The 20106-nt window shown below is 48.9% G+C and carries 21 protein-coding genes; 3 read left to right on the forward strand and 18 right to left on the reverse strand.

Annotated elements, in window-relative coordinates:
- Nucleotides 1–22 precede the first annotated feature (22 nt).
- The 16 genes from HXZ99_RS03130 to rpoE all read right to left on the reverse strand — a co-directional run bounded on the left by HXZ99_RS03130 (nt 23) and on the right by rpoE (nt 15914).
- A complete protein-coding gene (locus HXZ99_RS03130; protein WP_194755800.1) occupies nt 23–694 on the reverse strand; it encodes a hypothetical protein in 672 nt (223 codons plus the stop codon).
- A 10-nt stretch (nt 695–704) separates the two neighbouring features.
- The gene (gene eno / locus HXZ99_RS03135) at nt 705–1994 is read right to left on the reverse strand and encodes a phosphopyruvate hydratase (protein ID WP_194755801.1); all 1290 of its coding nucleotides are present in this window, start codon (nt 1992–1994) and stop codon (nt 705–707) included.
- A 23-nt stretch (nt 1995–2017) separates the two neighbouring features.
- The gene (locus tag HXZ99_RS03140) at nt 2018–3655 is read right to left on the reverse strand and encodes a CTP synthase (protein ID WP_194755802.1); all 1638 of its coding nucleotides are present in this window, start codon (nt 3653–3655) and stop codon (nt 2018–2020) included.
- A 90-nt stretch (nt 3656–3745) separates the two neighbouring features.
- Nucleotides 3746–4564 (reverse strand): nucleoside triphosphate pyrophosphohydrolase, encoded by an 819-nt coding sequence (gene mazG, locus HXZ99_RS03145; protein ID WP_269434580.1) that lies wholly within the window; start codon nt 4562–4564, stop codon nt 3746–3748.
- 4 nt (nt 4565–4568) lie between these two features.
- A complete protein-coding gene (gene relA, locus HXZ99_RS03150) occupies nt 4569–6764 on the reverse strand; it encodes a GTP diphosphokinase (RefSeq protein ID WP_194755803.1) in 2196 nt (731 codons plus the stop codon).
- A 73-nt stretch (nt 6765–6837) separates the two neighbouring features.
- Nucleotides 6838–7218 carry a holo-ACP synthase gene (acpS, locus tag HXZ99_RS03155; RefSeq protein ID WP_194755804.1) on the reverse strand — a complete coding sequence of 127 codons (381 nt, stop codon included), beginning with the start codon at nt 7216–7218 and terminating at the stop codon, nt 6838–6840.
- Nucleotides 7206–7943, reverse strand: coding sequence for a pyridoxine 5'-phosphate synthase (gene pdxJ, locus HXZ99_RS03160; protein ID WP_194756053.1), 738 nt, complete (start codon nt 7941–7943; stop codon nt 7206–7208). The genes acpS and pdxJ overlap by 13 nt, the downstream gene beginning before the upstream one ends.
- A 37-nt stretch (nt 7944–7980) precedes the next feature.
- Nucleotides 7981–8697 carry a DNA repair protein RecO gene (recO, locus tag HXZ99_RS03165; protein ID WP_194755805.1) on the reverse strand — a complete coding sequence of 239 codons (717 nt, stop codon included), beginning with the start codon at nt 8695–8697 and terminating at the stop codon, nt 7981–7983.
- Nucleotides 8697–9605 (reverse strand): GTPase Era, encoded by a 909-nt coding sequence (gene era / locus HXZ99_RS03170; RefSeq protein ID WP_194755806.1) that lies wholly within the window; start codon nt 9603–9605, stop codon nt 8697–8699. The genes recO and era overlap by 1 nt, the downstream gene beginning before the upstream one ends.
- Nucleotides 9602–10309 carry a ribonuclease III gene (gene rnc, locus HXZ99_RS03175; protein ID WP_194755807.1) on the reverse strand — a complete coding sequence of 236 codons (708 nt, stop codon included), beginning with the start codon at nt 10307–10309 and terminating at the stop codon, nt 9602–9604. Before rnc ends, era begins: the two co-directional genes overlap by 4 nt.
- Complete coding sequence (gene lepB / locus HXZ99_RS03180; RefSeq protein WP_194755808.1) at nt 10306–11199, reverse strand: signal peptidase I; 894 nt, start codon at nt 11197–11199, stop codon at nt 10306–10308. The genes rnc and lepB overlap by 4 nt, the downstream gene beginning before the upstream one ends.
- A gap of 57 nt (nt 11200–11256) precedes the next feature.
- Nucleotides 11257–13074, reverse strand: a complete 1818-nt coding sequence (gene lepA / locus HXZ99_RS03185) for a translation elongation factor 4 (RefSeq protein ID WP_194755809.1) — start codon at nt 13072–13074, stop codon at nt 11257–11259.
- A 90-nt stretch (nt 13075–13164) separates the two neighbouring features.
- Nucleotides 13165–13641, reverse strand: a complete 477-nt coding sequence (locus tag HXZ99_RS03190) for a SoxR reducing system RseC family protein (protein ID WP_194755810.1) — start codon at nt 13639–13641, stop codon at nt 13165–13167.
- 23 nt (nt 13642–13664) lie between these two features.
- A complete protein-coding gene (locus HXZ99_RS03195; protein WP_194755811.1) occupies nt 13665–14681 on the reverse strand; it encodes a MucB/RseB C-terminal domain-containing protein in 1017 nt (338 codons plus the stop codon).
- Nucleotides 14682–14693: 12 nt separating this feature from the next.
- A complete protein-coding gene (locus HXZ99_RS03200; RefSeq protein WP_194755812.1) occupies nt 14694–15311 on the reverse strand; it encodes a sigma-E factor negative regulatory protein in 618 nt (205 codons plus the stop codon).
- 21 nt (nt 15312–15332) lie between these two features.
- Nucleotides 15333–15914, reverse strand: a complete 582-nt coding sequence (rpoE, locus tag HXZ99_RS03205; protein WP_194755813.1) for an RNA polymerase sigma factor RpoE — start codon at nt 15912–15914, stop codon at nt 15333–15335.
- 157 nt (nt 15915–16071) lie between these two features.
- Between rpoE and nadB the strand changes: the two genes are divergently transcribed.
- A complete protein-coding gene (gene nadB, locus HXZ99_RS03210) occupies nt 16072–17694 on the forward strand; it encodes an L-aspartate oxidase (RefSeq protein ID WP_194755814.1) in 1623 nt (540 codons plus the stop codon).
- Here the strand turns inward: nadB and HXZ99_RS03215 are convergent.
- Together HXZ99_RS03215 and HXZ99_RS03220 are read right to left on the reverse strand one after the other, a co-directional pair.
- A complete protein-coding gene (locus HXZ99_RS03215; protein WP_194755815.1) occupies nt 17688–18119 on the reverse strand; it encodes a hypothetical protein in 432 nt (143 codons plus the stop codon). The two genes, nadB and HXZ99_RS03215, sit on opposite strands and share 7 nt — an antisense overlap.
- 25 nt (nt 18120–18144) lie before the next feature.
- Nucleotides 18145–18369: an FAD assembly factor SdhE gene (locus HXZ99_RS03220; protein WP_228517622.1), complete on the reverse strand. Its 225-nt coding sequence runs from the start codon at nt 18367–18369 to the stop codon at nt 18145–18147.
- 210 nt (nt 18370–18579) lie between these two features.
- Here HXZ99_RS03220 and ygfZ point away from each other — a divergent pair, with 210 nt between their 5' ends.
- Entirely contained in the window at nt 18580–19536 is a 957-nt protein-coding gene (gene ygfZ / locus HXZ99_RS12350) for a CAF17-like 4Fe-4S cluster assembly/insertion protein YgfZ (RefSeq protein WP_194755817.1), read from the forward strand.
- Nucleotides 19533–20018, forward strand: coding sequence for an FKBP-type peptidyl-prolyl cis-trans isomerase (locus tag HXZ99_RS03230; RefSeq protein ID WP_194755818.1), 486 nt, complete (start codon nt 19533–19535; stop codon nt 20016–20018). Before ygfZ ends, HXZ99_RS03230 begins: the two co-directional genes overlap by 4 nt.
- The last annotated feature ends 88 nt before the right edge of the window (nt 20019–20106 follow it).

Below are 20106 nucleotides of genomic sequence, written 5' to 3' on the forward strand. Positions count from 1 at the left end.
TTGAGCTCCTGAAAACCCTGTCTCAAAACGGTAATCGCTGAACCTCATTAAATCCTCCCCAACTCACCGTGGTGGTGAGTAAAAGCTCTCGCAATGATAACGGGTGAGGTGCCAAACGCCCTGCTGGGCCCCAACGATGGCCAGCACAAGCCGCAACCATAGAGGCCTTGTCCGGACGAAGAAGTTGCAAGCTGCGTTCATCGTTTGCCGATTCGTGCATGCCGGAAAATTCAAACCAGCCCGATTGGTTTAGATGAATACGCTCCCCAGTAATATCTATCTCATCCACGGTATCTAACCGAATTGATTCGATTGCACCCTGCTGCATCGGCAGCCGTTCCCACACGGGTAGCGGCATGGCAAGCTGCGCATGTTTCTGTAACCAGGCTGTAGGAGAGAGTTTTGGAATGGGCGGACGTGGACGCTGCCGCGATAACCAACACGCATTCTGCACATCGAATTGAAGGGGGTTGTCGGGCCGATGCGCTGCTACAAGCAAAGCCTGAGCAGCGCGACGAACATAATGCCCTATAGAGCCTAAACGGCGCTTTAGCGCCCGGGTATCGTCGAGCGAGGATTCCGCCAGTATTTTTAGTTCTGATTCGTACAGCGTATTACAAAGCTCAGCAAATTCAGCTGAGCTTCCGGCTTGACTCACACTGCGAAGACTAAAAATATCTGACTGAGTGCTCACTGCCTCAACCTTACTGGCCCTTTACTTCAGCCAGCCCACGATAGGCGACATTGCCAAGTTGCTCCTCAATGCGAAGCAACTGATTGTATTTCGCGACCCGATCAGAACGACATAAGCTGCCCGTTTTGATCTGTCCCGCTGCAGTACCTACGGCCAGATCAGCAATGGTTGCATCTTCTGTCTCACCTGAACGATGAGAAATAACCGCGGTAAAACCTGCTTCTTGCGCCATTCGAATGGCTGCAAGGGTTTCCGACAAACTACCAATTTGATTAAACTTAATCAAAATTGAATTGCCGATATTCTCCCGAATACCCCGTTGCAGAATCTTGGTATTGGTTACAAATAGATCATCACCCACTAACTGTACTTTCTCACCCAGTTTTTCGGTGAGCACTTTCCAACCGTCCCAATCGCTTTCATCTAAACCATCTTCGATAGATACAATCGGGTAACGGGCGCATAAATCCGCCAAATAATCGGCAAACCCAGCAGCATCAAAGGATTTTCCTTCGCCACTTAAATGGTATTTCCCATCCCGGTAGAACTCAGACGCGGCGCAATCAAGCGCTAAGGTTACATCCGAACCTAAGCTGTAGCCGGCATTTTTTACTGCTTCAACAATGACCGTTAAGGCTTCTTCGTTCGAGCTCAGATTCGGCGCAAAACCACCTTCATCGCCCACCGCAGTGCTTAAGCCACGGGCTTTTAAAACCGCTTTTAGAGCATGAAATATCTCAGCGCCCATGCGTAAGCCTTCAGCAAAGGATCTCGCCCCCACTGGCTGCACCATAAACTCTTGAATATCGACGTTATTATCTGCATGTTCCCCGCCATTCAAGATATTCATCATAGGTAACGGCATACTGTAGCTACCCGAAGTACCATTTAAGTCAGCGATATGTTCAAACAAAGCTACCTTCTTGCTGGCCGCTGCGGCTTTCGCTACTGCAAGTGATACCGCCAGAATGGCATTGGCACCCAGTTTTTCTTTGTTCTCGGTTCCATCGAGCTTTAACATAGCGTCGTCTATGGCTTGCTGATGCGTCGCATCCATGCCTTTTAACGCTTCGGCGATGGCGTCATTGATATGCTTTACTGCTGTCGTTACGCCTTTACCAAGATAGCGACCCGCGTCCCCGTCACGCAACTCAAGAGCTTCACGACTCCCTGTTGAGGCGCCACTTGGCGCAGCAGCACGTCCCATGCTTCCGTCGTCTAAATAAACATCGGCTTCCACCGTGGGATTACCCCGGGAGTCCATGATTTCACGACCAATAACTTTTACAATCTTGCTCATGCTCACAATTCCTTCAATGCTAATTAACCACGATGTGCTTGCTGGTAATCTCGGGCCGCTTGCACAAAACTCTCAAACAACTTGTGGCCGTCACGGGGTGTTGATGTAAATTCCGGATGGAATTGAACTGCAACAAACCAAGGGTGATCTGGGTTTTCAATAACCTCGACTAAGCGTTTATCCGCCGATAGACCACTAAACACAAGGCCTGCTTTCGACAGCTGATCACGGTAATTGTTATTCACTTCATAGCGATGACGATGGCGTTCTTCAATGGCATCAGCTCCGTAAATGCCTTGCACTTGCGTATTGGGCAATAAATGACAGGTTTGCGCACCTAAGCGCATGGTTCCACCTAAATCGCCGCCAGCCTCGCGATACGCTTTTTGACCGCTCTCATCCATCCACTCTGTGATCAAACCCACCACAGGATGTTCAGTTTGCTCGTCAAACTCAGTGCTGTTCGCTGCAGTTAGATTCGCCACATTACGGGCAAACTCAATGAGCGCAACCTGCATACCCAAGCAAATTCCTAAATAAGGAATTTTCTTCTCTCGGGCATAACGGGCGGCCATAATCTTGCCTTCAATACCGCGCCCGCCAAAGCCCCCAGGCACCAAAATTGCGTCAACGCCTTCTAGACGGCTCACGCCTTTCGCTTCTAAATCTTGAGAATCAATATAGCGTATATTTACTGTCACGCGATTATGTAAACCTGCATGCGCCAGTGCTTCATTTACAGATTTATAGGCATCCGGAAGCTCAACGTATTTGCCAACAAAACCAATCGTGATCTCGCCACCTGGATTTGATTCCAAATAGAGTACTTTTTCCCACTCGGCCAAATCTGCTTCAGGACAATCGATACCAAAACGCTCAAGCACAAATTCATCAATGCCTTGCGATTTAAGAATTGCCGGAATCTTATAGATACTTGGCACATCTTTAAGGGAAATAACCGCGCGCTCAGGAACATTGGTAAACAATGCAATCTTCGCCCGCTCATTCGCAGGAATTAACCGATCAGAACGACAAATTAAAATGTCGGGCTGAATGCCAATTGAACGAAGCTCTTTTACCGAGTGCTGGGTGGGTTTGGTTTTCACTTCCCCCGCGGCACCTAAGAAAGGCACCAAGGTTAAGTGAATGAACAAGGTACGATGACGCCCCACCTCAGTTGCTAACTGGCGTATGGCTTCTAAAAATGGCTGTGACTCGATATCCCCAACCGTACCGCCAATTTCAATTAAGGCAATATCATAGCCCTCGGCGCCATCAATAATGCGTCGTTTGATTTCATTGGTGATATGCGGAATAACCTGGATGGTTGCGCCGAGGAAGTCGCCACGGCGTTCACGACGAATAATATCCTCGTAAACACGACCTGTGGTGAAGTTGTTCTTTTTTGTCATACGAGTACGGATAAAACGCTCGTAGTGACCCAAATCTAGATCGGTTTCAGCCCCATCAACAGTAACGAATACTTCGCCGTGTTGAATTGGACTCATAGTTCCTGGATCCACATTAATGTAGGGATCCAGTTTCATAATCGTGACGTTCAATCCGCGCGCTTCCAAAATGGAAGCTAACGAAGCCGCCGCAATACCTTTCCCCAGCGAAGATACTACACCGCCGGTTACGAAAATATATTTAGTCGCCATGCAAAAACCTGCTGCGTCAGGGTAAATGAATCAAGGAAAAGGACTTCAAAGACGGGAAAACAGTATACCCGAGCGCGGCCTTGGCAACAATTAAGAATCGACAGGATTTTCGCTTTTTTCTGTAGACTTCACCTTTCCCCACAAATCCTCCAGTGAATCTAGCGATGCCTTTTCCACGGAGATACCTTTCTTTTCTGCTAATTTCTCTAGTTTTTTAAAGCGGTTCGTGAATTTTTCATTGGCTTTGCGCAATGCCGTCTCTGGATTGACATGACAATGGCGCGCCAGATTTACCACAGCAAAGAGTAAATCCCCGATTTCTTCTTCAATCGCCGCTTGATTCGGTTCGTTTCGAGCTAACTCAACACGAACCTCCTCCACTTCTTCATTAATTTTTGCCAGTACCGGCGCCGGCTCCGCCCAATCAAAGCCCACTGTAGCGCAACGTTTCTGAATCTTACTTGCTTGCATCAGTGCCGGCAGGTTAGAAGGGATACCCGCTAACACGCTCGCCTCTTCAACGTCGTTGCCTTGCCGTTCTTGTCGTTTAATTTGTTCCCAGTTTCGCAATACCTCTGCGGAATCCGCCGCATCCAGATCGCCAAATACGTGAGGGTGTCGACGCACTAGCTTATCACTGATTCCCGCAGCAACATCATCAAAGTCAAACTTGCCCTGCTCATTGCCAAGCTGCGCATAAAAAACCACCTGAAACAGTAAATCGCCCAATTCATCGCGAATGCCACGCATATCGCCCTTGGTGATTGCATCAGCGACTTCATAGGCTTCTTCAATCGTATAGGGAATTAATGTGTCCATGGTTTGCTCGCGATCCCACGGGCAGCCATGTTTAGGATCCCGCAGATCCTGCATGATGTTTAGCAATCGCTGCATTTGCGGCAGCGTCATCGAATTATTTTCGTTGGGCACGGCGAACATGACTCACTTGTTGAATACGTCCTAACAGACGTTGAATTTCGTGGTTATTGCGAACCATCACTTCAAGTTCGATCAACACCGTCTGGGTATCTTTATCGAAACGTGCGCTTACATCGTTCACGTTTAGCTTTTCGTGACTGATAATGCTGGTGATGTCATGCAATAGCCCAGGCCGATCATCGGCAGCAATCAATAAACGCGTGGCATAACTATGTTGCGGATCATCCACCCATGATACATCAATAGCACGCGCCGGATTTTGATCCAAAAGTACCTGCAGTTGTTCACAGTCTTCATGATGCACCGACACGCCGCGTCCCTGTGTAACATATCCGATAATAGGGTCACCAGGTAGTGGTTGGCAGCACTTGGCAAAATTCATCATCAGGTTGCCAATTCCACCTACCTTCACACCATCCCGGTTTTTCTGATTTTTTGCCGGGGCACGTTTGCGCGCAGTAAGTTTTTCCAACTCCTCGTTTGCATCATCGCTTGCTGGCGTTTTGATAAAGTTCATTACTTGGTGTAAGCCAATATCACCGGCACCAATGGCAGCAACCAAATCATCCAAATTGGTCATATTAAATCGAGCAATGGCTGGGGTTACATCGGCCATGGCCAACTTCGACTTCGTCAGTTCCACTTCCAGTATTTCCCGCCCTTGGCTTAGGTTTTGCTCGCGATCTTGCTTTTTAAAATAGGCGTGGACTTTGCTGCGAGCCCGAGCAGACTTAAGATAGCCTAATCCTGGATTCATCCAGTCCCGTTTGGGGCTTGGCTCTTTCTGGGTCAGGATCTCCACTCGTTCAGCGTTTTGCAGGACATAGGTGAAGGGGACGATGCGACCATCGACCTTAGCACCAATACACCGATGGCCAATTTGCGAATGAATGTAGTAGGCAAAATCAAGCGGCGTTGAGCCCATCGGCAAGTCGATAACATCGCCTTTCGGAGTAAATACATACACCCGGTCTTCAAACACCTGACTGCGAATCTCTTGCACCAGATCTTCGTTCTCAGCCATGTCTTCATGCCACGCCAACAGCTTACGTAGCCATGATATTTTCTCTTCGTAGCTCTGGGCGCGACCGGTTTGTTGACCTTCTTTGTAAACCCAATGGGCCGCAACCCCTAGCTCTGCATCATCATGCATTTGCTCAGAGCGAATTTGGATTTCAACATTCTTGTGTTCCGGACCAATCACCACTGTATGAATAGACTGGTAACCATTTGGTTTCGGCGTGGCCACGTAGTCGTCAAATTCAGACGCTAAATGGCGCCATTTACTGTGCACGATACCTAAGGCCCCGTAACAATCTTTTAGGGACTTGGTAATCACCCGCACAGCCCGAATATCAAATAGCTCATCGAAACGCAGATTTTTCTTCTGCATTTTTTTCCAGATACTAAAGATATGTTTAGGGCGGCCGTATACTTCCGCGTCAATGTGTTGCTGGTTTAAGGAAGACTGCAAGTCGGTGACAAAGGCATCAATGTAATGTTCCCGCTGCCAGCGCTTCTCGTCAAGCTGGCGGGCAATGGTGATATAGATATCGGGATGCAGGTAGCGAAACGCGAGGTCTTCAAGTTCCCACTTGAGCTGCCCAACCCCTAACCGGTTCGCTAAGGGAGCATAAATTTCACTGCATTCCTTCGCAATAAGTACCCGGGTTTCTTCATCTAACGCTTTTACTTGCCGGAGCTGACAAATCCGCTCTGCCAGCTTAATAAGCACGGCGCGAACGTCCTCAACCATCGCCAGCAACATACGCCGCACCACGTCAATTTGCGCTTCGCCAGGTCGGCCATGACGGAAATGCTGCAGCTCACTGATACTGTTCATCTGCAGAACCGTCGCCAATAGCTGCGCGATATCCGCTGACAAATGGGTCTCTACCCATGCATCATCAATTGACTTCGCTTCATAGAAAGGAAAACAAAGAGCGGCTTTGAGGCCCTTCACGTCGAGGTTTAAGGCAGACAGGATCTCCACCATTTCTTGCCCTTTTAAAAGCAAGTCGGCATGGCCTGGTTGTTGATGAGAGAGTTTGAGCAGCTGTTCAGATAGCGCTAACAGCGCTTTTTGGTGTTCAGATGGCACAGATTCCGCCTGCCATTCGCTCGGCGCAATGCTTTTTTTATCAACGTGTACGTTACGAACTTGTACCATGATGGCCCCTTACCACGACTCAGGGGTTCAATGTGCGAAATCTTGCCCCGAGTGTCAATCGACTTTGCCAATTTTAGGCGCTCTCAAGAACCACCATCGCTTGCGCGTAGTGCGCTTCATCACTTAACGATATATGACTATGTTGTACGCCCAAGGTATTTGCATGGCGGGCCGCTTCGCCAAACAGACGCAATATAGGCTGGCCTGCATCGGTATGGCCGATCTCCAATTCCTGCCAACGTATTCCTTGCGCCAAACCGGTGCCTAACGCCTTCAGCGCCGCTTCTTTTGCGGCAAACCGCTTCGCTAAAAAACGTTCTGGAAATCGTACCGCGTCCATTTCCGCCATTTCATTGTCGGTAAGTACCCGTTGCGCAAAGCCCGGCTGTTTTTCCATCGCCGCTTTTATTCGCGCAATTTCAATAATGTCCGTGCCGATACCTAAGATTGCCATGGCCGTGCCGCCTGTAAAATAGCTTTCATATCAACAACCGCTTGGTGAAGACCGCTAAATACCGCACGACCAATAATGGCATGGCCAATATTCAACTCGTACAGTTCAGGAATGCGGGCAATGGCTGCGGTGTTGTGGTAATGCAATCCATGCCCTGCATTCACGATAAGCCCGGCCTGATGCGCCATTTGAGCGCCCGCTTCAATCTGGGCTAACGCCGTTTCTTGGGCTCGCCCATGCGTTTCTGCGTAATGGCCCGTATGCAACTCGATATAAGGCGCCTTAACCGCTACCGCTGCCTCAATTTGTTGCGGCTCTGCATCAATAAACAACGACACTAAAATACCGGCTTCAGAAAGCTCTGCAACAATATCCCGACAGCGTTCTAGCTGACCGACCACATCTAAGCCCCCTTCGGTGGTTAATTCCTCCCGTTTTTCAGGAACTAAGCACACATAGGTTGGTTTGGTTTGCAGGGCGATTTGCACCATTTCTGAAGTCATGGCCATTTCTAGGTTCATGCGCGTTTGAATGGTTTCCGCTAACAGGCGTACATCACGATCTGTGATATGGCGACGGTCTTCCCGCAAGTGAATGGTAATGCCATCCGCGCCCGCTTGTTCTGCGATAGCGGCAGCCTGCACAGGCTCGGGATAAGCCACGCCGCGCGCATTGCGCAAAGTTGCGATGTGATCAATATTGACGCCAAGCAACGCTGGGCCCATGGGTAACTGATCGTGCAATCGCATAATATCTCCTGAATTAAACTATGGGTTTTCCAAATTTAGCTTCTTGCGCAGCGGCCCGCAGTGCTCGGCTCTGCAGGGGTTTATCCCCTAGGTGAGGCGCTAACGCTGCACGCATCACCTGGCGAAATAGGCGGTAACGTTGTGGTGTATCGATATCAAACTGGGCCATGGCAAGAATATCCTCGCCATACATACATAATCGATCCGCCATCAGCTCGGCTGTTTCCAGGAAACCGGTGCCTGCCACATAAGTATATACGGCTTGGGCTTGAATGGGTTCACCTGCCCTCGCCTCATGGCTAAAGGAATCGAGCAAATCTAAGGCATTCAGCAATTGCCATTCATAGCGCCTCAGCAGCAACGCCTCATCGACATCTTGATGCAATAACGTTAACGCTTGCTGATAAGCATCAAAAAGCCCTTGTACTTCGAGCTGCTCGCGGACAAGTCGTTGCAGCAGTTCATTCATGTACAAACCACTATAAACGCGCTCGCCTTGCAATGGAAAACTGCACTCTAGCTCCGCCTTGCGCAGGTTTTTTACCTCGCCACGGCCGCTTAACTCAAGCATGATCAAATTAAACGGTTGCAGTGTCGATCGCAGAGTACTCTTGCGACTTCGGGCATATTTGGAAACAACCCGAATACGACCATCGTGCTCGGTAAGCAAATCGAGCAATAAACCATGCTCTTGCCAGGGCCAACGATGCAGCACGAAGGCCCGTTGCATTACTCTTCTCCGTAACCTAGGCTACGCAACGCACGTTCATCATCGGCCCAGCCCGATTTCACCTTTACCCAAAGCTGCAGGTTTACCCGTGCCGATAATAAATGCTCTATATCTCGGCGCGCTTCCGCGCCTATAGTTTTCAGCTTGGAACCTTTGTTGCCAATCACCATCCGTTTTTGCCCTTCACGCTCTACCAGAATTAAGGCATGAATATGCACAACACCGTTGTCGCCTTGTTCATACTTCTCAATTTCCACCGTCGTTGAATAAGGCAGTTCTTCACCGGTATAACGCATCAATTTTTCACGCACTATTTCAGCGGCCATAAAGCGCACACTGCGATCCGTCACATAGTCGGCGGGATAAAAGTGAATACCGGGCTGCAAAAATTTACGCACAAGAGATTTCAGCTTAGGCATTGATTCTGGCGATAGCGCTGTTAGCGGAAAAATATCCACAAAACCAAACTCAGCGTTTAAGCGCTGAATATGGGGCAATAACTCACCCTTGTTTTTCACCTGATCAATTTTATTAATCACCAACATGGTGGGGCGATTTGCGCGTTTAATTTTGCCCAACACCATTTCGTCATCGTCGGTCCAATGGGTCCCTTCAACCACGAAAAGTACCAGATCAACGTCACCAATTGAGGAGCTTGCTGCTCGATTCATTAAGCGGTTGATAGCGCGCTTTTCTTCCTTATGTAATCCAGGTGTATCCACATAAATGGTTTGGTGCGGGCCTTCGGTATCAATACCGAGAATACGATGCCGTGTTGTTTGGGCTTTTTTCGAGGTAATACTTACTTTCTGGCCTAATAATTGATTAAGCAACGTAGATTTACCCACATTGGGGCGGCCTACGATGGCCACAAATCCGTTATAACTATCGGCCGTTGACTCAGTCATGATAACTCCTTGCTATCGGTTTGTTCCGCTAGCAATTCAATGGTTTGGGCTGCAGCAGCTTGCTCAGCTTTGCGACGGCTGGTACCGGTGGCTAACACCGGTTCGTCCAGCAACTCGATACTGCAGCGCACGGTGAATTTTTGATTATGAGCCTGCCCTTCAGTGCGCTCCACTTCATAAACAGGCAACGCACATTGGCGGCCTTGCAAAAATTCCTGTAAACGGGTTTTCGGGTCTTTCTGGTTATCTCCCGGTTGAATATCTTTCAATCGGGGTTGAAACCATTGACGAACCATTTCTTGGGCGGTTTCCATATTACTGTCGAGGAAAATGGCACCGATAATCGCTTCAACCGTGTCCGAAAGAATAGATTCGCGACGATGGCCGCCACTCTTCATTTCCCCGGGACCGAGAATAAGAAATTCGCCGAGATCGAATTGGCGGGCAATTTTCGCCAACATGGGACCACACACGAGGGTTGCCCGCATCCGGCTTAAATCGCCTTCCGCTGCCTTTGGGAACTGATGATAAAGCGCTTCTGCAATAACCACGCTTAGAATTGAATCGCCGAGAAACTCCAAACGCTCATAATGGGCATTTGATGCACTACGATGGGTCAGCGCCTGTTGCAAATACCCAATATCATTAAAGCTATACCCAATCCGACGTTCCAGTTGGCGACGCTGTGGTTCGGTCAAGCTCACTCAATTCTCCCTAAACGATCAAAACGAACTCGGGTTGGCACCCAATTGGGTAGCCAACTATCAGGATCCCGTTCAAACTCCAGACTCAACCAAACAAATACAGCGCGGCCAACCAATAGATCTTCGTGAACAAAACCCCAATAACGGCTATCCAGACTATTGTCACGGTTATCGCCAACAAAGAAATAATGCCCTTCAGGCACATCCCATGCTAAGTCATGATTCATAACGTTTCGGCCTGGATCCACGAGAATATCGTAATGACGTTCATCGACTTCTTCAGTAAATCGGCGTAACGGTAACTGATTCCGATAAAAATCAGCATTTGGCTGCTCGCTTTGAACAATTTTTTTCGGTTCCACGCCATCGCAGTCGGGAGCGCAGCTAGCATAAATATAGAATGCTTTGTCACTATACACCACGCGATCACCAGGCAACCCGATCACTCGTTTAATATAGTCTACATCCGGCTCTACCGGATATTTAAACACGGCTATTTCACCCCGATTAGGGCGGCCAGTTCGCAAAAATTCATGACGGGTAACTGGTTCGCGCAAGCCATAGCGGAACTTCTCCACCATTATAAAATCGCCCACCAACAAGGTCGGCATCATGGATCCTGATGGAATTCGGAAAGGCTCGTAAATAAACGAACGCAACACCAAGATAACCAGCAATACTGGAAATGCTGCTTGTGAGAAGTCAGCGAGGGCCGATTGCGGGGCCAGGTGTTGGGCTTGCTCAGGATTGAGTTTTAATCCACTTTTCGCTTCTGCTTCAGCAATTTTAGCTTGGCGTTTTGGTTTCCATACCCAATGATCGATCGCCCAAATGATGCCGGTGATCAGCGTGCCGAAAACCAGCAACAATGAGAAATAATACGTCGTCATGCGTGCATCCTGTTGAGTTGTTCATATATGGCGTAGGAACAGCCTACGCCACATGATTTACTTCCCGGTGCGTAAAACAGCGAGGAATGCCTCTTGTGGCACTTCCACGTTACCTAGCTGCTTCATGCGTTTCTTACCTTCCTTTTGCTTCTGCAGCAGCTTTTTCTTTCGGCTAACATCGCCACCGTAACATTTCGCTGTTACGTTTTTCCGAAGCTGTTTTACGGTGCTGCGCGCAATCACGTGATTGCCAATCGTGGCTTGAATTGCGATATCAAACATTTGCCGTGGAATAAGCTCGCGCATTTTATCCACCACTTCACGCCCACGGTATTGGGCCTGACTGCGGTGTAAGATCATCGCCAACGCATCAACACGTTCAGCATTGATGAGAATATCGACCCGCACCATATCTGACTCATCGAAGCGCTTAAAGCTGTAATCGAGTGACGCATAGCCACGACTGGTAGATTTCAAACGGTCGAAGAAATCCATCACCACTTCAGCCATGGGTAATTCGTAAGTGAGCGCCACTTGTTTACCATGATAAACCATGTTGGTTTGCACACCCCGTTTTTCGATACACAAGGTGATAACATTCCCCACATGTTCTTGTGGCACTAGAATATTGGCCTCAACAATTGGCTCATAAATCGTTTCAATCTCATTGACCGGCGGCAAAGCTGCGGGGTTATCAACCATTCGCACTTCACCTTTAGTGGTTTCAACTTTATAAACCACGGTTGGCGCCGTTGTGATCAAATCAATGTCATATTCCCGCTCCAAGCGTTCTTGGATAATCTCCATGTGGAGCATACCAAGGAAGCCGCAACGGAAGCCAAAACCAAGTGCCCCGGAATTTTCCGGTTCAAAGAACAACGAAGCATCATTTAAGCTAAGTTTATCAAGGGCATCACGGAAACTTTCATAATCGTCAGACGAGATCGGGAACATGCCCGCATAAACTTGCGGTTTAACCCGTTTAAAGCCAGGTAACGGCGATGTCGCACCCGCTTTTGCGTGTGTCAAAGTATCCCCGACGGGCGCGCCATGAATGTCTTTAATACCCGCAATCACGTAGCCCACTTCGCCTGCCCGCAACACGCCTGTTTCCAAAGGTTTGGGCGTAAACACACCCACTTTATCAACAATATGGTCATGACCGGTCGACATAACTTTCATTTTCTCACCAGTGCGCAGTACACCTTTCTTGATTCGTACCAAGGAGACCACACCCTGATAATTGTCAAACCAAGAGTCGATAATTAGCGCTTGCAGAGGCGATGCATCATCCGCTTCATCTTTCGGTGAAGGGATTTGCTTGACGATGCGTTCAAGAACTTCATCAATACCAATGCCGGTTTTCGCAGAACAACGCACCGCGTCTATCGCCTGAAGGCCCACGATATCTTCGATTTCCTGAGCAACACGTTCAGGTTCCGCTTGCGGCAAATCAATTTTGTTTAAAATCGGAACGACTTCGAGGTCCATATCAATGGCGGTATAACAATTTGCTAGGGTTTGCGCTTCTACCCCTTGCGCCGCATCTACCACTAACAACGCCCCTTCACAACCGGCTAAGCTGCGGGATACTTCGTATGAGAAATCCACGTGACCTGGGGTATCAATGAAATTTAGCTGATAACGCTCGCCATCTTGCGCCGTGTAATAAAGCGTTACACTTTGAGCCTTAATGGTAATACCGCGCTCACGCTCAATATCCATTGAGTCAAGTACTTGCTCCGCCATTTCCCGTTCAGTTAGGCCACCACAAACCTGAATTAACCGATCCGATAGCGTCGATTTCCCATGATCGATATGGGCAATAATTGAAAAGTTGCGAATATTCTTTTTGGGAATGCCAGTTTGGCTCATGAACACCTCAATATGCGACTCGTCTCACCGAGCCGACTCCATTACAGCATGTATGGCGGGAATTTTACTTACTTTTGGGCTGACAAACAATCAACCATCGCTGCGGGAGTGGTTAGGTTCTGCAGAAGAGAGCGTTTCTGCGGCAACAACATTCACTTGAATCAGCTTGCGGACGCGAATATCGCGTATTTTCAGCCATTGCTTTAAAACAAAAAAACTTAATGCAAACGCAGAAAACCCAAGCAAAATACTGACGCCTTCGCTTCCAAGAAGACTATTTCCGAGCCAAGCGCCGATGAAAAGCGCAATGAGAGGAACCAGATACAGTAACAACGAGAAACGCACCATCACCTGTTCAGGTAACAGAATTTCCACGCTATCACCTAAATTTGGGACTTTCTCCATCCATATGGACAAGGTTCCTTGGCGGGTAGGAAACGCTTTCGACAATAATCCGGCACCGCAATGGTTCTGTTGCTGACAACCACCACATCCCTGCTTTAGCTGCGTGGCGACAGTTACCGCATGACCGTCAATGTCAATTACTTCACCCAACTCACGAATCATGACAGAAGCATTCCAAATAGACCTTAGCGGGTAACAGATGCCGCGATGCGTTGTAGGGTTTCCATCGGAAGTCGGCCTACCACAGTAACACTAAAATCGCGGTGACGATGAGTATACAGAGACTCTAACCCTTCATATTGAATCGACGTAGCTGCACGCGGATCTTGCGATACATACACCGAAACCCGTGTTAGACCATCCGAATAAAGAAAATAGTCCGCCGCAATGCCAGTCATCGGCAGGCTATGATGGTTGGAGCGTACTTGATGAAACCCTTCGGGTAACCAGGTTTGTTGCCAATCATGCTCGATACGGGTATCTACATTCGGATCTTTAATTAATGGCGGCATTGGCGAGTTATGCATTTGCATCAAATCAGCGGCTACCTCAGGGGTGATCTCCAACGAGGTTAACTGGACCAGTTCAAGTATATCGCCATTTGGAGAAACCGTTGCCAAACGCAATAGCATGCCAGACGCCCGATCCAGCCATAGCGAATAGCTAAAGCGCTGCTGATCACGGGGAATTAAACGCACATGTTTTGCGGGACGATCAAGCACTCGACCACCGCCCATGGCGACGGCACTGTAAGAAGGTTCGATCTCCGCATACGACTCGTAAAAGGCACTCGGGATAGGGCCAAACAGCGCACGTGATTGCATGCTGTATGGAGAAATCATCGGATGGAAATAGGAAACTTGCTGGTTTTGCCGAACTAAATAGGAGTCGGGACCATTTAAACTGTATAACAGTTCAAGTTCAGTCCCCTCTTCGGTACGCCCGTGCAGCCAACTAAAAAGCTCTACTCGCTGTCCTTGAACTTGCACCATTGACGCATTAAAGTTTTCATTGCGCAGGGCTTGTTGCATACGATTAAACCAAGCAACACCGTCTCGAATTTGTTGCTCGGTCACGGTCTGTGGAGCCGATTGCGTGGTTTCAGCCTGCTGCCCTACGCCATCCCGTGCCGCATTGGCGGGCGAGGCTCCTAACCATGCCAGTACCACAATTGCTAGCATAGCATTACTGACTCGCATCATTCCGTATTCCTACTACTGAGAATCAGGCTCCGGTTGCTCCGGAGTTACTTCAGCTTCCGCTTCTAAAGTCGCCACTTCTTGCTGCTGACTGAGTTGCAACTGTTGTTGATGATCCATCATAAAAGACTGCAATAAACGACGCTCAACGCCCACGTCCATTTGCTCCGAAGGTGTATGTACGGTGTTAAAACTCACCGGATTTACAACCCCACCGATAGGCATGGTTTCCAAGGTGGAAACAGAGCGCCCTTGCGGTGCCGGATTGGTTACTTCTGTTGGTGCTTGCAACTGTTGCACGGAAATCACAGTAACTACCGCAACACTTGCAGCAACAGCCATACTCGCAGCTGGGCGCATCCAACCAGAGCGTTGCAACCAACGTTGCAGCCCAGCGAGCGCAGATACTTTAGCAGGCGCTAGTACCGGTGATTTTGCAACCTCAGCGGCCACGGCTGCTGATATATCGAAACGATGGCCAGCGATGGCATCGCCACGCACAACCGCACTTGCTAGTTGATAGCGGAACCAACGTTCACGATGGCTTGCGTTTTCCACCAGGGCCTGCATCGTTTCTTGGTCTTGCTCACCATCCACGAGTGCCGACAGTTTTTCATTCTGGTGTTCTGTCATCAGAGTGTATCCTTTGTTAGCCTAATTTTGTTCCAGCAACGGTTGTAGCACTTTATCAATCGCTTCCCGAGCTCGGAAAATCCGAGACCGCACTGTTCCAATTGGACAATCCATCGTTTGCGCAATTTCTTCATAGCCCATTCCATCGAGCTCGCGCAGCGTAATTGCCTGCTTTAAATCATCAGGTAAACCATCAATCACATCCATCACGGTTTGCCTGATTTCCTCGGACAACAACAGGTGCTCCGGTGAAGCAATATCCTTCAGACCATGTCCATTATCTAAAAATTCCGCATCTTGTGCGTCAATGTCTGAAGACGGTGGTTTTCGTCCTTTCGACACCAAATAATTTTTCGCAGTATTCACTGCGATTCGGTACAACCACGTATAAAACGCACTATCGCCTCGAAAGTTAGGTAAGGCTCGATACGCTTTTATAAATGCTTCTTGCGCAACATCCGGCACATCGCCCGGATGTTTTACATAACGTGCAACGAGGCTCATTATTTTGTGCTGATATTTCTTGACCAACACATCAAATGCTCTTTGATCGCCGCGCTGTACACGCTCTACCAGCTCTTGATCAATTTCCTGTTCGCTCATTCGAGCCCACTCTCTGTTATAACCCTGTCCATGACTCTTTTGCTTTGGGCCCGCATGTTCTCTCTAGTAGCTAGACCAATGGTTTTGGAAAAAGTTCGCAAATTAGTTCATAACAACGGTAAAATTCAATGTATTAACCCAACAACGATAAAATAACATGACTTCTGACGCCACGATTTCCTGCGACGTTTTGATTATCGGCAGCGGTGCTGCCGGGCTATCGCTAGCATTGCAGCTGGCTAAATCTTATCAAGTCATCGTCTTGAGTAAAGGTCCTCTTGCTGAGGGATCCACCTATTACGCACAAGGCGGCATAGCCGCAGTATTTGATGAGAATGATAGCATTGAATCTCATGTAGCCGATACTTTGGTGGCTGGTGGAGGCCTTTGTGACGAACAAGTTGTTCGTTATACAGCAGAACGCGCAAAGGAAAGTTTACAGTGGTTAATTGAACTCGGCGTCGCTTTCGATCAAGAGTCTGACCCCGAGGGCAACACTCGGTTTCACTTAACCCGCGAAGGCGGACATTCCCACCGTCGTATTTTGCATGCTGCGGATGCCACCGGGCGCGCCGTGCAGAGCACCCTCACCTCACAAGCGCTTAATCACCCAAATATTAAAGTACTCGAGTACACCAATGCGATAGATTTAATTACGCAGTCGGAACATCACGAACTTCGCTGTGTAGGTGCCTACGTTTGGAGCTTGAATCATCAACATGTACTCACCATCAGCGCCAAGTTTACTGCCTTGTGCACCGGGGGTGCGAGCAAGGTATATCAATATACATCAAATCCAGACGTTGCCAGTGGCGATGGTATTGCCATGGCCTGGCGCGCCGGATGCCGCGTAGCCAACATGGAGTTTAATCAATTTCATCCGACCTGCTTGTTTCATCCCAATGCTCACAACTTCTTGCTGACAGAAGCACTAAGGGGCGAAGGCGCTCATTTGAAACGTCCCGACGGTAGTCGTTTTATGCCCGAGTTTCATGAGTTAGCAGAGCTGGCACCACGCGATGTTGTTGCCCGCGCCATTGATTATGAGATGAAGCGACTTGGTGCAGATTGCATGTACCTCGATATTTCCCACCAACCGGCAGATTTCGTGCGGCAACATTTCCCAACCATTTATGAGAAATGTTTAAGCTTGGGCATTGATATTACCCAAGAACCCATGCCTATCGTGCCAGCGGCTCATTACACCTGTGGTGGTGTGATGACGAATCTCGATGCTCGCACCGACGTTGCCGGTCTGTATGCCATTGGCGAAGTTGCCTATACCGGATTGCACGGTGCCAATCGAATGGCCAGTAATTCCCTGCTTGAATGCGTTGTATTTGCTCGCGCCGCAGCGGCCGATATGACGAAACACATGGCTGCGGTTACACTCACAACCGCCATTCGGCCATGGGATGAAAGTAAGGTGACTGATTCCGATGAGGAAGTCATCATTCAGCACAACTGGCATGAACTGCGGCTATTTATGTGGGATTACGTGGGTATTGTGCGCACCACGAAACGACTGGAGCGTGCCCTTCGCCGCGTTGAGCTTTTGCAGCAAGAAATTCATGAGTATTACGCCAATTTCAGGGTGACTAGCAATTTACTGGAATTGCGTAACTTGGCTCAGGTTGCGCAGCTTATTATCCAAAGCGCTATTCAGCGCAAAGAAAGCCGAGGGTTGCACTACACCTTAGACTACCCAGAACCATTATCGCAGTCGCTACCGACCATTCTTACGCCCAAGCGCTATCCCGGCAGCAAGGAAGATCAGTAACGGCTTATCGCAGTGGGTTGCTGTCGACAATGGCATACAATCCGGCAAAAGCGCGTCCACGAATCTGGATCGCATTGATCAGCCCAGCGCCATAACCATAGCGGCGCTGGGGCTCCCTTGTCGCTATCATTGCTCACCTGCTGTATCCGACAAATGCACAATCCCGGCAATAAAATAAAGGGAGTCACTAAGGCTATTTCCTGATCCGCATAATCGAAGCCCACTCCTCGCTCGTTTAGCCAAACAGGATTGCGCAGATCTGCACTCGGAGATGGGATAAGCCAATTTATGGCGAGCATCAAGGCGATAAGGCTTAGTAACCACCACACGTGCGGATCAATTCCCGCCCAGATCAGCAAAGCAAAGAGCAAAACCCAGCGGAAGCGTCGCAGCTTGAATGCAATTTTAGACGGCCGCCAATCCATGGAATAGCCCTGATTCATTGCACTACTAGACTTTCACCCGGCGTAACATCAGCGCAACCATATCTGCCAGTTCCGGGTCAGGACATGAGGTATGCCCCATAAACCACGCAAATAAGTCTGGATCGTCACAGGTTAAAAGCCGCCGAAAAACAGCTTGCTGCTCTGGCGTGAGGTCATCGTAGGCCTCTTCCACAAAAGGTGCGAATAAAACGTCGAGTTCTAACATGCCGCGACGACATGCCCAGCGCATGCGACGCTTATCTTTCAACGCATCTTCAGACTGCTTTAGAAAATCCACGGTTTACCTCTTTATGCTCTTAAAATACCGGCTGAATTGTATCAGTTCTCGTCGAACTTCCCTATATTTTAACGACACAGTCAGCTACCAGTGCTTGAAATACGCAATCGCCGCCACCATAGTTGCAGCATTGAACCGTTGTTTTTCGAAAAGGAAGGTCACGTGGATCCGAATGACACCCATGGCAACTTAAACGCCCGGCTGCAGTTTGCGCAAGAAGGCGTTATTGAGCATCAAAATCTCGGTGTTATCAGCGCATCCGGTGCTGATGCAGAGCAATTTCTGCAAGCGCAACTGACGTGCGATTTGCGTACACTGGACGAACACCATTGGCTTCCAGGCGGCCATTGCGATGCCAAAGGAAAGTTATGGAGCGTATTTCGAATTTTTCGCCACGATCAGGGCTTTATGCTACTGATGAACAGCGAGCTCTTGCCTAAATCCCTCGCCGAACTTAAGAAATTTAGCGTCTTCAATAAAGTTGAATTTACCGACGAAAGTGAACAATGGCGGAGTTATCTGTTTCTCGGTGACAAAGCTGCTCGGGATCATGGTTTCTCCGCTATTCCGCAAGATGCCCGAGCAATGCATTCTGACTCTAGCGGCTGCCTGTTGCATCTAGACAAGGGCATCGTACTGGCATTGCTGCCCGCCAATGGAACGCCCATTAACACAACGTTGCCGTCTGAGCAGGCGGCCATCATTGACATGCAATTGGGCTGGCCACTGGTAGCCAGCAGTCAACAACAAGAACATATACCACAAACACTTAATCTCGATCAGCTAGGTGCAGTGAGCTTTAAAAAAGGCTGTTATATTGGTCAGGAAACTATCGCCCGCATGCATTACAAGGGCCAAACCAAGCGGCGAATGCAGCTTCTCGTGGGCAAATGTACAGAAATCCCCACGGAAAACGATGTTGTTGAGCGACAGGTTGGCGACAACTGGCGCCGAGCAGGTGCAGTTCTTAGCTCAGTGCGTTATGATAGTGAAGTCGTTGCAGTTCAGGCAATTCTTCCAGTTGATTTGGATGAGTCAAGCCCACTGCGCATTAAAGGACAGGACGACAGTCAATTCACCCCCCTGTCCGCAATTAGAGACAACGGAATCAAAGAATGAGTCAAACCATTAGTCAAGATAAAGCAGTCACCATCCATTATGTGGTTAAAAACAGTGATGGCGTCACCTTAGATCAATCTTCGGAAGAGCGTCCGCTGGCCTTTATTTTTGGTCGTGGCATGCTGATCCCGGGATTAGAAAATGTACTGACAGGGAAAGCCGCTGGCGATGAGCTGAGCGCTGAAATCCCCGCTGCAGATGCATACGGTGAGCGTCATGACGGATTGATCCAAACCGTTCCTCGTAATCTGTTTGGTGAGCAAGAAGTTAATCCAGGCATGCAGTTCCGTGCAACCACTGACAATGGTGAACAGTCTGTGATGGTTATCGAAGTAACCGATGAAACGGTCACCGTCGATGGCAACCATCCACTGGCCGGCGTAGATTTAAGTTTTGACGTCACCGTTGTAGATGTTCGCGACGCGACGGAAGAAGAACTTGCGCATGGTCACGTTCATGGTCCAGGCGGCGTTGACCACTAAAGCCAAAGGTTTTATACATCAAGTAAGGAGCGCTTTATGCGCTCTTTTTTTTGCCTACACGACGAATTCGCCTTGAAAACCCCAAAAA

The sequence above is a fragment of the Aliidiomarina indica genome, from assembly GCF_015354615.1.
In the GTDB taxonomy this organism is placed as follows: Bacteria; Pseudomonadota; Gammaproteobacteria; order Enterobacterales; family Alteromonadaceae; genus Aliidiomarina; species Aliidiomarina indica.

Excerpts from the sequence above, each read along its gene's own strand:
- eno (WP_194755801.1), bottom strand. The coding sequence starts at position 1,994 with ATGAGCAAGATTGTAAAAGTTATTGGTCGTGAAATCATGGACTCCCGG.
- HXZ99_RS03140 (WP_194755802.1), bottom strand. The coding sequence starts at position 3,655 with ATGGCGACTAAATATATTTTCGTAACCGGCGGTGTAGTATCTTCGCTG.
- mazG (WP_269434580.1), bottom strand. The coding sequence starts at position 4,564 with ATGACGCTGCCGCAAATGCAGCGATTGCTAAACATCATGCAGGATCTG.
- relA (WP_194755803.1), bottom strand. The coding sequence starts at position 6,764 with ATGGTACAAGTTCGTAACGTACACGTTGATAAAAAAAGCATTGCGCCG.
- acpS (WP_194755804.1), bottom strand. The coding sequence starts at position 7,218 with ATGGCAATCTTAGGTATCGGCACGGACATTATTGAAATTGCGCGAATA.
- pdxJ (WP_194756053.1), bottom strand. The coding sequence starts at position 7,943 with ATGGGCCCAGCGTTGCTTGGCGTCAATATTGATCACATCGCAACTTTG.
- recO (WP_194755805.1), bottom strand. The coding sequence starts at position 8,697 with ATGCAACGGGCCTTCGTGCTGCATCGTTGGCCCTGGCAAGAGCATGGT.
- era (WP_194755806.1), bottom strand. The coding sequence starts at position 9,605 with ATGACTGAGTCAACGGCCGATAGTTATAACGGATTTGTGGCCATCGTA.
- lepB (WP_194755808.1), bottom strand. The coding sequence starts at position 11,199 with ATGACGACGTATTATTTCTCATTGTTGCTGGTTTTCGGCACGCTGATC.
- lepA (WP_194755809.1), bottom strand. The coding sequence starts at position 13,074 with ATGAGCCAAACTGGCATTCCCAAAAAGAATATTCGCAACTTTTCAATT.
- HXZ99_RS03190 (WP_194755810.1), bottom strand. The coding sequence starts at position 13,641 with ATGATTCGTGAGTTGGGTGAAGTAATTGACATTGACGGTCATGCGGTA.
- HXZ99_RS03195 (WP_194755811.1), bottom strand. The coding sequence starts at position 14,681 with ATGATGCGAGTCAGTAATGCTATGCTAGCAATTGTGGTACTGGCATGG.
- HXZ99_RS03200 (WP_194755812.1), bottom strand. The coding sequence starts at position 15,311 with ATGACAGAACACCAGAATGAAAAACTGTCGGCACTCGTGGATGGTGAG.
- rpoE (WP_194755813.1), bottom strand. The coding sequence starts at position 15,914 with ATGAGCGAACAGGAAATTGATCAAGAGCTGGTAGAGCGTGTACAGCGC.
- nadB (WP_194755814.1), top strand. The coding sequence starts at position 16,072 with ATGACTTCTGACGCCACGATTTCCTGCGACGTTTTGATTATCGGCAGC.
- HXZ99_RS03215 (WP_194755815.1), bottom strand. The coding sequence starts at position 18,119 with ATGGATTGGCGGCCGTCTAAAATTGCATTCAAGCTGCGACGCTTCCGC.
- HXZ99_RS03220 (WP_228517622.1), bottom strand. The coding sequence starts at position 18,369 with ATGCGCTGGGCATGTCGTCGCGGCATGTTAGAACTCGACGTTTTATTC.
- HXZ99_RS03230 (WP_194755818.1), top strand. The coding sequence starts at position 19,533 with ATGAGTCAAACCATTAGTCAAGATAAAGCAGTCACCATCCATTATGTG.